Source organism: Amycolatopsis sp. TRM77291, assembly GCF_054166285.1.
The window spans coordinates 1589317-1601876 of record NZ_JBSZHF010000001.1 but is presented as its reverse complement, the minus strand read 5'-3'; the positions used below and the strand labels follow the sequence as shown (position 1 = coordinate 1601876).

The 12560-nt window shown below is 70.0% G+C and carries 10 protein-coding genes; 3 read left to right on the top strand and 7 right to left on the bottom strand.

Annotation, left to right across the window (positions count from 1 at the left end; all coding sequences use genetic code 11):
• Positions 1-64: 64 nt before the first annotated feature.
• The 7 genes from ACXIZN_RS07685 to ACXIZN_RS07655 form a co-directional block, all read right to left on the bottom strand.
• A complete protein-coding gene (locus tag ACXIZN_RS07685; RefSeq protein ID WP_457953258.1) occupies positions 65-1051 on the bottom strand; it encodes a hypothetical protein in 987 nt (328 codons plus the stop codon).
• Positions 1052-1260: 209 nt separating this feature from the next.
• Positions 1261-2667, bottom strand: coding sequence for a M1 family metallopeptidase (locus ACXIZN_RS07680; RefSeq protein WP_457953257.1), 1407 nt, complete (start codon positions 2665-2667; stop codon positions 1261-1263).
• Positions 2668-2687: 20 nt separating this feature from the next.
• Complete coding sequence (locus ACXIZN_RS07675; protein WP_457953256.1) at positions 2688-6590, bottom strand: Pls/PosA family non-ribosomal peptide synthetase; 3903 nt, start codon at positions 6588-6590, stop codon at positions 2688-2690.
• Positions 6591-6836: 246 nt separating this feature from the next.
• Positions 6837-8318, bottom strand: a complete 1482-nt coding sequence (gene der / locus ACXIZN_RS07670; protein WP_378437381.1) for a ribosome biogenesis GTPase Der — start codon at positions 8316-8318, stop codon at positions 6837-6839.
• A gap of 4 nt (positions 8319-8322) precedes the next feature.
• Complete coding sequence (locus ACXIZN_RS07665; protein WP_457953255.1) at positions 8323-8991, bottom strand: lysophospholipid acyltransferase family protein; 669 nt, start codon at positions 8989-8991, stop codon at positions 8323-8325.
• Positions 8988-9692 (bottom strand): (d)CMP kinase, encoded by a 705-nt coding sequence (cmk, locus tag ACXIZN_RS07660; protein ID WP_457960474.1) that lies wholly within the window; start codon positions 9690-9692, stop codon positions 8988-8990. The genes ACXIZN_RS07665 and cmk overlap by 4 nt, the downstream gene beginning before the upstream one ends.
• Positions 9693-9784: 92 nt before the next feature.
• Positions 9785-10363 (bottom strand): TetR/AcrR family transcriptional regulator, encoded by a 579-nt coding sequence (locus ACXIZN_RS07655; RefSeq protein WP_457953254.1) that lies wholly within the window; start codon positions 10361-10363, stop codon positions 9785-9787.
• 91 nt (positions 10364-10454) lie between these two features.
• Between ACXIZN_RS07655 and ACXIZN_RS07650 the strand changes: the two genes are divergently transcribed.
• Genes ACXIZN_RS07650 through ACXIZN_RS07640 form a run of 3 tightly spaced genes read left to right on the top strand, consistent with a single transcriptional unit; the run spans position 10455 to position 12548 of the window.
• Complete coding sequence (locus ACXIZN_RS07650) at positions 10455-10847, top strand: DUF4267 domain-containing protein (RefSeq protein WP_457953253.1); 393 nt, start codon at positions 10455-10457, stop codon at positions 10845-10847.
• Between the two features lie 15 nt (positions 10848-10862).
• Positions 10863-11345: a cation:proton antiporter regulatory subunit gene (locus ACXIZN_RS07645; protein ID WP_457953252.1), complete on the top strand. Its 483-nt coding sequence runs from the start codon at positions 10863-10865 to the stop codon at positions 11343-11345.
• A gap of 6 nt (positions 11346-11351) precedes the next feature.
• Positions 11352-12548, top strand: coding sequence for a cation:proton antiporter (locus ACXIZN_RS07640; protein WP_457953251.1), 1197 nt, complete (start codon positions 11352-11354; stop codon positions 12546-12548).
• Positions 12549-12560 lie beyond the last annotated feature (12 nt).

Here is a 12560-nt window from a genome sequence, read left to right as displayed (position 1 = left end):
CTTTCGGCATCGGAAATCCATAGCCAGCCGGTTGGAGCGCCGGCTACCGATTTCCTGGGCACTCCTAAGCCGCGCTGTCCCGAAGGCCTCCTTCAGGACGCACTACCCGGACGCGTGGCCGAGGTCGCGCGGCAGCCGCCTCGTGCGCCGCGCGAAGCTCTTTGGCGACTTCTTCGGGTTCCGACCGGAGCCGGCCGGGCAGGGTTTGCAGCACGGCGATCCCGGCCGCGGCGTATCTGGCGTTTCGCTCCAAGGTCTTCGCGTAGTCCTGTTTCGTGAAGTGGAATTCGTACGAGTCGATCTCCCAGGCCAGTCCGGCCTCCTCGAAGTAGCCGTCGGGCTTGGCGACATATCGTTGGGCTTCGTCGCGGAGTTCGTGGTTCCAGCTCGGTTCGGGCAGGCCGGAGAGCCGCCAGACGGTCATCGCGTCCATCTCCGCGACCGACCGAGCCCCGGCAGTGATGCGCTGAAGTGCCACTCGCGGGATCGCTGTGCCGCGGCTGCTACCCGCATCGAGTTCCTCCAGCAGGGCCGCCGGGCTCAGCCCACCCGACTGCACCGCCTCGGTGAGCAAGGCGGAAACCGTCGTCGGCGAGCGAAGTCTCCGGCACAAGTCGAGCACGGCTCGCGCGAGCGGGGCCACCGGGACGCCGTCCTCGAGAAGCGGACTCGGCATCCGTGTCGTGCGCTCGACGATCACGAAGCCGGAACTGAGAGCTCTGTGTTCATGCGGGACCAGGAGATGCACACGCGCCGGACCGGCGGGCACCGCGCGCAGGCCTGCGCGACGGCAGCCCGCCGCGCCGGTCACCACCGCGTCCCGGCCGCCGTACGACAACGCGGCGTCGACCAGCTGCCGATAGCTGGGCTCGCCCGTGCCGAGCAGCAACACACCCGGCAGCAATCGCTGCCAGGGACGCCCCGGCTGACAGCGCCGGTAGCACGTTCTGGCGGGAACGCCGAGTTCCATGAGCCGCGCGACGGTGATCACACCGCCGCGGCTGTGCCGGTAGAGCCGCTCGGGATCGTCGGCCCATTCTCCGATTTTCACCCCATGATCGTCAGCGACCCGACCACCCGGGCGCCAGTACCTTTCCGGCGGCCTGTGGACAACTCGCCACATCAGCACCACTGTGGACAACTGCCGGATGTCCTGAAGGGCACCTTCGAGACGTTGATCGTCTCAAAGGTGCCCTTCAGGACGGTTGAGCCAGCGAAGCGACGGCCGGGCAGCGAAGCGAACCGGGCCAGCGAAGCGCGTCAGGGAAGCGGAGGCAGCGCCGGAGCGTCCAGCCAAGCATCGAAGAAGGAACCCAGCGACCGGCCGGCGAAGCGTTCGGCAAGCGCCACGAAAGCCGCGGTGGTCACCAGACCGTGCCGGTTCTCCACCGCCCACGCCTTCACCATCGGGAAGAACACCGCGTCGCCGACGGTGCGACGCAAGGCGTGCAGCAGAAGGCCGCCGCGTTTGTACACCCGCTCGTCGAACATCCGCGCCACGCCGGGGTCGGAGAGACGGAGATCCGCGGGCTTCACCTTCATCCGCGCGTGCCAGGTCTTCGCCCACTCGTGCGCGCTCTGCTCGCCGGATTCCTCGGACCAGAGCCATTCCGCGTAGGTCGCGAAGCCTTCGTTGAGCCAGATGTGCCGCCAGTCGGCGACGGTCAGGCTGTTGCCGAACCACTGGTGTGCCAGTTCGTGCACGACGAGCCGTTCGTGGGTGCGCCGCCCGTCGACGTGGTTGGCGCCGAAGATCGACATGCCCTGCGCTTCGATCGGGTCGTCGAGGTCGTCGTCGGTGACGACGACGACGTACTCGCCGAAGGGGTACGGCCCGAACAGTCGTTGCAGCGAGTCCATGATCCGGCCCTGCCGCCCGAAATCGCGCGCGAACGCCCGGCGCAGGCGCGGCGGCACGGCGGCCCGTTGCGGGACGGAGGTGACCACCGAGCCGCCGTCGAGGTTGATCCGGAACGCCTCGACGGATGGTTGCGAGAACCAGCCGGGCTGGGGACCGGAGACGAGCTCGACGTCGTCATACCGTCCTATTTGGACACTCATGAGGTACGTCGCCGTCGGTTCGGGACGTTCGAAGACCCACTTCGTGGTGCTCGCGCGCTCGTGCCGCGCCACCAGGTTCCCGGTGACGGCCACGAGGTACGGCGAAGACGTCGTCAGCGCGACGCGGTAGGTCGCCTTGTCCGACGGGTGGTCGTTGCACGGGAACCACGACGGCGCCCCGACCGGCTGGCTCGCGACGAGCGAACCGTCGGTCAGTTCGTCCCAGCCGATGTCGCCCCACAGCCTGGGAAGGGGCCGCGGGTTGCCGACGTAGTGGACCTCGACCACGAACTCGCTGCCGGGCGCCAGCGACTTCGCCGGCTTCACCTGCAGTTTGTGCGCGCGCCGCAGGTACTTGGCCGGTTTCCCGTTGACCAGTACCCGGTTGATCCGGAAATCGCCGAAGTCGAGTGTGAACCGCGACAGCGCCTGCGTCGCCTCCGCGGTGATGGCCGCGGAGGCCGACAGCCGGTTGGGACCGATCTTGTAGTCCAGCTCCAGATCGTAGTGCCGGACCCGGTAACCGCCGTTACCGTGACGGGGCAGATAGGAGTCGCCGGAGGTGTCCGCGCCGGGCGAGGGCTGCGCGGAGGCCTTCGAAATCACCCGCGAAAGACCCCCAGTCCCTACTTCGTCCAGGCCGAGATGGGATTCCCCAGCCAGCGCGAATCGGCGGGAACCGCGTCGCCCCGGGTCACCAGGGAGCCCGGTCCGACGGTCGTCCGCGCGCCGATGCTCGCGCCAGGCAGCACGATACCGTGCGGCCCGAGCGTCGCCCCCTCGTCCAGGGTCACCGGCGACATCGTCATGATCCGGTCGTGGAACAGATGCGTCTGCACCACGCAGCCGCGGTTGATCGTCGCGCCATCGCCGAGGCGCACCAGATCCGACTCGGGCAGCCAGTACGTCTCCAGCCACACGCCGCGGCCGATCTTGACGCCCATGGTCCGCAGCCACGCGGGCAGCAGCGGCGTGCCGCCGAGCGAGCCGATCAGCCACGGGACGGCGAGCGCCTCGACGAAGGTGTCGGCGAGTTCGTTACGCCAGACGAAGGAGCTCCACAGCGGGTGGTCGACCGCGCGGAACCGGCCGACCAGCAGCCACTTCATCGCGGTGGCGGTCAGCGCGGCGACGGCACCGGCGGCGAGCAGCAGCGGCCCGCCGAGCAGTACCGCGACCACGAAACCGAAGGACGACGCGAGCGCGAAGATCCCGGCGGACACCAGCACGGTCAGCGCGACGCCGCACATCACCGGCACGATGCGGCACAGTTCGACGAGCGCACGCGCCGCCTTCAGCCGCGGCGGCGGGGTGTACGTGCGGCTCGTGTCGGACTCGCCGACCGACCGGCGGACCGGCAGCGGCGGCATCCCGAGGTACGACGAGCCCTTCTTCGCCTTGAGCGGGGCCGACGACAGCACGCCGACCAGACCGCGTTTCGGCACCGAACGCCCCGGCGCGGCCATCCCCGAGTTGCCGAGGAACGCCTGCTTGCCGATCCGCGCCGGCGCGACGTGCAGCCAGCCGTGGCCGAGTTCGTAGGTGGCGACCATGGTGTCGTCCGCGAGGAACGCGCCACTGTCCACCTGGGTCATCTTCGGCAGCGCGAGAACGGTGGACGCCTCGACGTTGCGGCCGACCTTCGCCCCGAGCATCCGGAGCCACACCGGGGTGAACAGGCTGGCGTACAAGGGGAACAGCCCTTCACGCGCCATGCCCATCAGCCGCTCGGTCGCCCAGACCTGCCACGCGACGCGGCCGTGCACGGGGTGATAGCCCTCGACCATGCCGATGCTCAGCGAACGGACGCCGGCGAGCACGAGCAGGGCGTAGGACAGGAAGTACGCGATGGTCGCGAGCGGCGTGAACAGCAGCGCCTGGCCGAGCGCGGCGCCCAGCGAAGCCGTCCCCGCGATCGCGTAACCGAGCACCGCGACCGCCGGAAGCGCGGCGACAGCGGGCAGAAGACCGAGAGCGACCGAAGTCGCGCCGTAGACCGAAGCCCAGAACCGCGAGCGCGGCGGGCGGCTCGACGGCCACTTCAGCGAGTCCTTCGTGGCACGGGCGGCGGGGGCACCGGCCCAGCGCTGCCCGGCCGGCACGTTGCCGCGGACGGTCGACCCGGCCGCGATCTCCGCGCCCTTGCCGATCCGCGCGCCGGGGAAAAGCGTGCTGCGCGCGCCGATCCGCGCGTCGGCGCCGATCCGGATCTTGCCGATGTGCACGAGATCGCCGTCCACCCAGTGCCCGGTCAGGTCGACCTCGGGTTCGATGGCGGCGCCGCGGCCGAGTTTCAGCATGCCGGTGACGGGCGGCGGGGAGTGCAGATCGACGTCCTTCGCGATCCGCGCGCCGAGAGCCTTGGCGTACGTCGTCATCCAGGAAGCGCCCGCGACACTGTCCGCGCCGCTGAACTCGGCGAGCTTCTCCGCCGTCCACAGTCGCAAGTGGACACTCCCGCCGCGCGGGTAACTGCCGGGGCGGACCCCGCGCAGCAGCAGCCGCGAGCCGGTGGCGGAGATCGCGATCCGGCCCGCCGGGCTGAACAACGCGATCCAGGCGGCGGCGATCCACGCCCAGTGCAGCGTCGGCGCCCAGGCGAAACCGGCCAGCGCCAGCACGTTCGACAGCGTCGCCGCGATGGTCGTCCAGCGCAGGCCGACCAGGCCCATCAGCGGGATCATCAGCAGCGACTGGATGATCCCGGCCTTGCGCGGGGTGGGCGCGATGTCGCGGCGTTCGGTCTTCTCGCCGCTCAGCGCGTCCAGCATCGAGGCGAGCGCGCCGAGCTTCGGGTTGGCGTAGATGTCGCTCACCGACACCTGCGGGTGACGGGTGCGGATCCGCGCGATCAGCTGCGCGGCGGTCAGGCTTCCGCCGCCGTTGGTGAAGAAGTCGGCCTTCGGGTTGTCGACCGAGACGCCCAGGATCTCCGCCCAGCCTTCGGCGAGCCAGCTCTCCGTCGGGGACAGGCCGGATTTCGCGGCGTCCACAGTGGACAGCGGCCAGGGCAGCGCGTTGCGGTCGACCTTGCCGGAGGTGCGCGTCGGCAGGTCGTCGATCAGCGCCAGCAGCGGGACGAGCGCGGCGGGCAGTTGCTCGCGCAGCCGGGTCGCGGCCTCGTCGTGGTCGAACTCGACGCCTTCGGCGGGCACGACGTACCCGACGAGCACCTGGTTTCCCGCCTTGGTGCGGCGGACCGCGGCAGCGGCGCCCTGCACTCCGGGAAGCGCCTGGAGCGCGGCGTCGACCTCGCCGAGCTCGATCCGGCGGCCGCCGAGCTTGACCTGCTCGTCGAGACGGCCGAGGAACAGCAGCCCCTCGGCTTCGGCGCGGACCATGTCACCGCTGCGGTACGCGCGGCGCCAGCCCAGCGAGGGCAGCGGCGCGAACTTCTCGGCGTCCTTCTCCGGGTCCAGGTAGCGGGCCAGGCCGACGCCGCCGATGACCAGTTCGCCGGTCTCCCCCATCGCGACCGGCTCACCCGCCTCGTTGACGACGGCGAGCTGCCAACCCACCAGCGGCAGGCCGATGCGGACCGGGCCTTCGCCGGTCATCTGCGCGGCGCAGGCGACGACGGTGGCCTCGGTCGGGCCGTAGGTGTTCCAGACTTCGCGGCCTTCGACGGCGACGCGTTCGGCCAGTTCCGGCGGGCACGCTTCGCCGCCGAAGATCAGCAGGCGGACGTCTTCCAGCGCGTCGGCGGGCCACAGCGCGGCCAGCGTCGGCACGGTCGAGACGACGGTGATGCCCTGCGCGACCAGCCACGGGCCGAGGTCGACGCCGGTGCGCACGAGCGAACGCGGCGCCGGGACCAGGCAGGCGCCGTGACGCCAGGCGAGCCACATCTCTTCACATGACGCGTCGAACGCGACGGACAGGCCCGCGAGCACGCGGTCACCGGGGCCGATCGGCTCCTCGGTGAGGAACAGCTGTGCTTCGGCGTCGACGAACGCGGCGGCCGAGGCGTGCGAAACCGCGACACCCTTCGGCTTTCCGGTCGAGCCGGAGGTGAAGATGATCCAGGCGTCGTCGGTCGGCGCGGGGACGCCTTCGACGCCACCTGGCGAACCCACGACGGTGATCGCGCCGCCATCGGAGACGACGGCGGCGACGTCGGCCTCGCCGAAGACCAGCTCGGCGCGCTCGTCCGGGTCGTCCGCGTCGACCGGCACGTAGGCGGCGCCGACGGACAGGATGGCGAGGATCGCGACGTAGAGTTCCGCGGTGCCGGAGGAGATCCGGACGCCGACCCGGTCGCCGACGCCGACCCCGTTGGCGGTCAGCTTGCGGCCGTAGGCGTCGATCTCCTCGACGAGCTTGCGGTAGGACAGCGTGGTCTCGCCGTCGTCGATCGCACCCGCGTTGGGGTGGCGGGCGGCGGTCTCGGCGAGGATGTCGAGCAAGGTGCGCTCACCGGCTCCGAGACCGGACCAGAAGAGGGCCCGGTCGGCGACGGGGGCGGGCGAGGGAGCGACGGTGACGTCGGCGACACAGGCGATCGGCCGGGAATCGGCGGTCAGTGTCATCGGGCGGTCACCACGGGCAGGACGGAACCATGGGCGCTCAAGCCCATCACACACCTTTCGCGAAGTGCGTCATTCGGGCTCGCTCTCCGAATGAGGCGCCCGCTAGCAGACCTATGACTTTACCGCAGGTGAACGACATATCTCGGGAGGGTCTCGGCAGAGTGTCGAACCTCACCGGCGGACACGCCGAAACCCGAGGTCATCGGCGTGTCCACCCAGTGAACTATTCACCTACATCGTGAGAAATCAACGCGCTTTCGGTTTACCCGCCGACTTTCCGGCCGCTTTTCCGCCCGCCTTGGGCCTTTGCTTCTTTTCGCGGACCCGGACATTCACCCGGACGGGTGTGCCTTCGAAACCGAACCGCTCACGGAACTTCCGTTCGATGAACCGCCGGTAGCCCGCCTCGAGGAAGCCGGTGGTGAACAGGACCAGCGTCGGCGGCCGGATACCGGCCTGGGTCGCGAACAGCACCTTCGGCTGCTTGCCACCGCGCACCGGCGGCGGGGTCGCGGCGATGAGGTCCGCGAGCCAGCCGTTCAGCTGGCCGGTGGGGACACGCTGGTCCCACGACTTCAGCGCGGTCCGCAGCGCGGGCGCGAGCTTGCGCACCGAGCGGCCGGTGAGCGCCGAGATGTTGACCTTGTCCGCCCACGGCACCCGCACCAGGCCGCGGTCCAGTTCACGGACCATGGCGTGACGGCGGTCCTCGTCGACGAGGTCCCATTTGTTGAAGGCGAGCACACAGGCGCGGCCCGCCTCGACGACCATGGTCAGCACCCGCAGGTCCTGCTCGGAAAGCGGTTCCGCGGCGTCCAGCAGCACGATCGCGACCTCGGCCGCGTCGATCGCGGTCTTGGTCCGCAGCGACGCGTAGTACTCCGCGCCGTTGGCCGAGTTGACCCGCTTGCGCAGGCCCGCCGTGTCGACGAACCGCCAGGTCTCGCCGTCCAGCTCGACCAGCGAGTCGACCGGGTCGACGGTGGTGCCGGCGACCGAGTCCACGACGGACCGCTCCTCGCCGGACAGCTTGTTGAGCAGGCTCGACTTGCCCACGTTCGGCTTGCCGACCAGCGCGACGCGGCGCGGGCCGGTGGTGGCGCGGTCACCGTCGCGCGGCATCTCCGGCAGCGCCTTGACGATGGCGTCGAGCAGGTCGCCCGAGCTGCGCCCGTGCAGCGCGCTGACCGGGTACGGCTCGCCGAGGCCGAGCGACCACAGCGACGCGGTGTCGGCGAGCAGACGGTCGTCGTCGACCTTGTTGGCGGCGAGCAGCACCGGCTTCTTCGACCGGCGCAAAACCTTGGAGACCGCCTCGTCGGTGGCCGTCGCGCCGACACTGGCGTCGATGACCAGCAGCACCGCGTCGGCGGTGGCCATCGCCATCTCGGCCTGCGCGGCGACGGAGGCCTGCAGCCCGGTCGCGTCCGGCTCCCAGCCGCCCGTGTCCACCAGCGTGAACCGGCGGCCCGCCCAGAAGGCGTCGTAGGCGACACGGTCCCTGGTCACGCCGGGGACGTCCTGCACGACCGCCTCGCGGCGGCCGAGGATGCGGTTGACCAGGGTCGACTTGCCAACGTTCGGCCTGCCGACGACGGCGAGGACCGGCTGCGCGAGCTGCGCCTCCTCCTCGGCCTCGCCCGCGGCGATCTGCGCGTCGAGCGCGGTGAATTCGGACTCGTCGGACCAGGAGCCGTCGATCTCGCCGACTCCATCTAGCTCTGTCATCTACTCAATCCTGTCGCGTGTCTTGGAGCCCGTGCTCCAAGCGCCATTCGTCCAGTGCCTTCACGAGGTCCGCGAGCGCGATGCGAAGCCGCTCGGTTCCCTCCTCCAGCCCTGTCCTTCCCTTCCCGATCGCGGGAGTGAAAGGTTCGCCGACCATGATGTCGACGCGTGGCCGCCAACGCCTCTTGGCGCCGGCGGGTTTGTACGTCCCCCGAGTGGCGACCGGAACCACGGTCGCGTTCCCGGCGCGGACCAGGAAGGCCGCGCCGCGCTCGAAGTTTTCGGCGTCACCGAGGCCGCGGGTGCCTTCGGGGAAGATCCCCACCGCACCGCCGTCCTCGAGCACCTTGACCGCCATCATCAGCGGTTTGCGGTCCACCGCACCCCGTTTCACCGGGATCTGGCCCAGTTTCGGGAAGAACCAGCCGACGAACCCCCGGAAGAGTTCCTCCTTGACCAGGAACGCCGTGCGGCGCGACAACATTCCGAACAGCAGCTGCGGTTCCACCATCGAGCTGTGGTTGGCGATGAACACCACCGGACCCGACGGCGGCACCCGCTCGCCACCGTGGACCCGGACCCGGAAGGCGGGCCGGACGATGAACTTCGAGATCCCCCTGCCGAAGGTGTGGATCGGGCCGCTCGCGCCTTCGGGCAGTCCCTTCGCGCTCACCTGGCGGCCTCGGCGGGGCAGCCTTCGAGGAGCCCGCGCTGCAGTGCCAGTTCCGCCAGCGCGACGATCACCTGGTCGATGTTGAGCGCCGAAGTGTCCACCTCGACGGCGTCTTCGGCCGCGCGCAGGGGCGACGCCGCCCGCGTGGAGTCCAGATGGTCGCGCCGTTCCACCGCCGCCTTCGCGACGGCATGGGTGGACTCGCGACCGGCCGCGGAGTCCTGCGCGCTGCGACGCGCGGCGCGGACCTCGGCCGAAGCGGTGAGGAAGATCTTGAGCGGGGCGTCCGGCGAGACGACGGTGCCGATGTCGCGGCCTTCGACCACGATGCCGCCGACCCGGCCGAGCACCTCGGCGATGATCTCGCGCTGCCGGGTGACCAGCAGTTCGCGGACCGCCGGGACGGCCGAAACCGGCGAGACCGCGGTGGTGACGTCCGCGCCGCGGATCTCGGCGGCGACGTCTTCACCCGCCAGGGTCACGGTCGCTTCGTCAGGGCTGGTGCCGATGCCGAATTCGGCCTTCCGGGCGACGTCGGCGATCGCGTCCGCGTCGGTCAGGTCGGTGCCGGCGCGCAGGACGGCGAGGGTGACCATGCGGTACATCGCGCCGGTGTCGAGGTAGCCGGCGCCGAGCTTCGTCGCGAGCTTCCGCGAAACCGTGGATTTCCCGGTTCCGGACGGGCCGTCCATCGCGACCACACCACGCAGGGCTCCCGTCACCGAAACTCTCCTCAGCTCATTCGTCGCTCATCTGATCGACGACCATTCTGCCTGGTGGCGCGCGACACGCCTCAGCCGCCCACGGCGAACCGGTCGACGAGCATGCCGATCCGTTCCGCGCGCGCGGGCGCCGGAAGCCGCCGGCTGCGCTCGAGAGTGACCAGGCCGTGCAAAGCCGCCCAGAAGGTCTCGGTGTAGAGGGCCGGGTCGTATTCGCCGGCGACCAGGCCCACGACTTCGAACAGCGCGCCGAACGCGTCCTTCAGCGGCGCCGGACTGTCCGGGCTGGCGAAACTCAGTTCACTGGCGAGGGTGAAGATCGCGTCGTACAGCGCGGGTTTGCGGTCGGCGAAGTCGAAGTAGTTCTCGGCCAGCCGCAGCAGCGCGTCCCGCGGCCCCTCCGCCACCCCGGCCCCTTTCCGCATGTGGACGGCCATTTCGGTGCAGCCCTCGAGCGCCGCGGCCGCCATGATCGCCCCCTTGCCGGAGAAATGGCTGTAGAGCACGGGCTGGCTGTACTCGATCTTCGCCGCCAGCCGTCGCGTGGTGACCGCGTCCCAGCCCTCCTCTTCGGCGATCTCGCGGGCGGTCGTGACGATCAGCTGTTCACGTTGCGAGCGGTCCCGCTCGCGCCGGGGATTGGTGACCATACGAATATGCTAGCACCGCTAGACAAGCTAGCAGCGCTAGCGCTAGTGTCCGTCTCGTTCCTAGCACCGCTAGCTCTTGGAGTCGGAGACCATGACCAGAATCAAGATCGCTTACGTCCTGTCCGCCGCCCTCGTGCTCTTCGTCCTCTACTTCGGGAGCGGCTACGTGTTCTTCCCGGCGACCCAGACGGGCGGATTCGGGCTGCCGGTGATGCCGTCGGAGGGCGACCCGATCCTCGCCGTCAAGGGCGTCCGCGACATCGGTACGGCGCTCGTGGTGCTCGCGCTGCTCCTGTTCCGGAACGCCCGCGCACTGGGCTGGGCGATGCTCGCGATGGCCTTCATCCCGTTCGGCGACATGCTGATCGTGTTGACCCACAACGGATCCGTTGGCGCCGCCCTCGGCATCCACGGCGCGACATGTGCCCTGATGCTCGGGATCTCGGCGCTGTTCCTGATCCGCCCGAAGCGGAACGAACGGTGAGTTACTGTTGACATCGTGAACGTCGAAGTGACCCCGCTCCCCGGAATAGGCGTCCGCAAGGACTTCGCCACCCGCAACGGCCGCCGCGTAGGCGTGGTGACCCATCGCGACGGGCACGTCGAGCTGATCGTGTCCAAAACGGACGATCCCGACGCCTGCCTCGCCTCACTTCCGCTCACCACCGACGAAGCGGGCGCGCTGGGCAACCTGCTCGGCGCGCCCCAGCTGGTCGCCCAGCTCACCGAAGAGCACCGGGACCTGCCCGGCATCAACACCAAGCAGCTACCGGTCAAGGCGTCGTCGCCGTTCGACGGCCGGACGCTCGGTGACACGGCCATGCGGTCGCGCACGAGCGTCTCGGTCGTCGCGGTGATGCGGGCCGGGCAGGTCCACCCCTCCCCCACGCCGGACTTCAATCTCACCGCGGGCGACGTCCTCGTCGCGGTCGGCACCTCCGAAGGTCTCGAGGCCGCCGTCAAGATCTTGAAGTACGGCTGATCGCGGATGGATCACACCGCACTGTCCCTGATCGAACTCGGGGCGGTCTTCTTCGGGCTGGGCGCGTTGGGCCGTCTCGCCGGGAAGATCGGGATGTCCCCGATCCCGCTGTACCTGATCGGTGGCCTGTGCTTCGGGCAGGGCGGGCTCATCCCGCTCGGCGACATCGGCGACTTCACCCACCTCGCCAGCGAGATCGGCGTCGTCCTCCTGCTGCTCCTGCTGGGCCTGGAGTACTCGGCGGCCGAGCTGTTCACCGGGCTGAAACGCTCGTGGGTGGCGGGTCTCGTGGACATCGTGCTCAACGCCGCGCCCGGCGCGATCGTCGCGCTCATCCTCGGCTGGGGGCCGATCGGCGCGATCGTGATGGCGGGCGTCACCTACATCTCGTCGTCCGGGATCATCGCGAAGGTCCTCGGCGACCTGGGAAGGCTCGGTAACCGGGAAACCCCGGTGGTGCTGTCGATCCTGGTGTTCGAGGACCTGGTGATGGCGCTGTACCTGCCGATCCTCACCGCGGTGCTCGGCGGGGTCAGCTTCCTCGGCGGCCTGAAGGCGGTCGGGATCTCGCTGATGGTCATCACCGTCGTCCTGGTGATCGCGCTGAAGTTCGGCCGGTACGTCTCCGCGGCGGTGGACAGCCCGGACCGCGAGGTGTTCCTCCTCAAGGTCCTCGGCGCGGCCCTGCTGGTCGCCGGCCTGGCTTCGGCGATGCAGGTTTCGGCCGCGGTCGGCGCGTTCCTGCTCGGCATCGCGATCTCGGGTTCGACGGCGGAGAACGCGACGCACATGCTCGAACCGCTGCGGGACCTCTTCGCCGCCGTGTTCTTCGTCGTGTTCGGCCTCAACACGAATCCCGCGTCGATCCCGCCCGTGCTCGGCTGGGCGGTCGTCCTGGCGGTCGCGACCACGCTCACGAAGGTCGGCACCGGCTGGTGGGCCGCGCGGAGACAAGGCATCGGGAAGATGGGCCGGGCCCGTGCCGGGGCCGCGTTGGTCGCACGAGGCGAGTTCTCGATCGTCATCGCCGGGCTGGCGGTGGCGGCGGGCGCCGTGACCGGCGAACTCGCCGCACTCGCGACGGCGTACGTGCTCCTGATGGCGATCCTCGGCCCGACGGCCGCGCGGATCGTCGAACCGGTGGCCCGCGCGCTGCAGCGTAAGCCCTTCGGCTCGAAGACCGCCGCTTCCCAGACCGGCTGAACCCCACGCCAG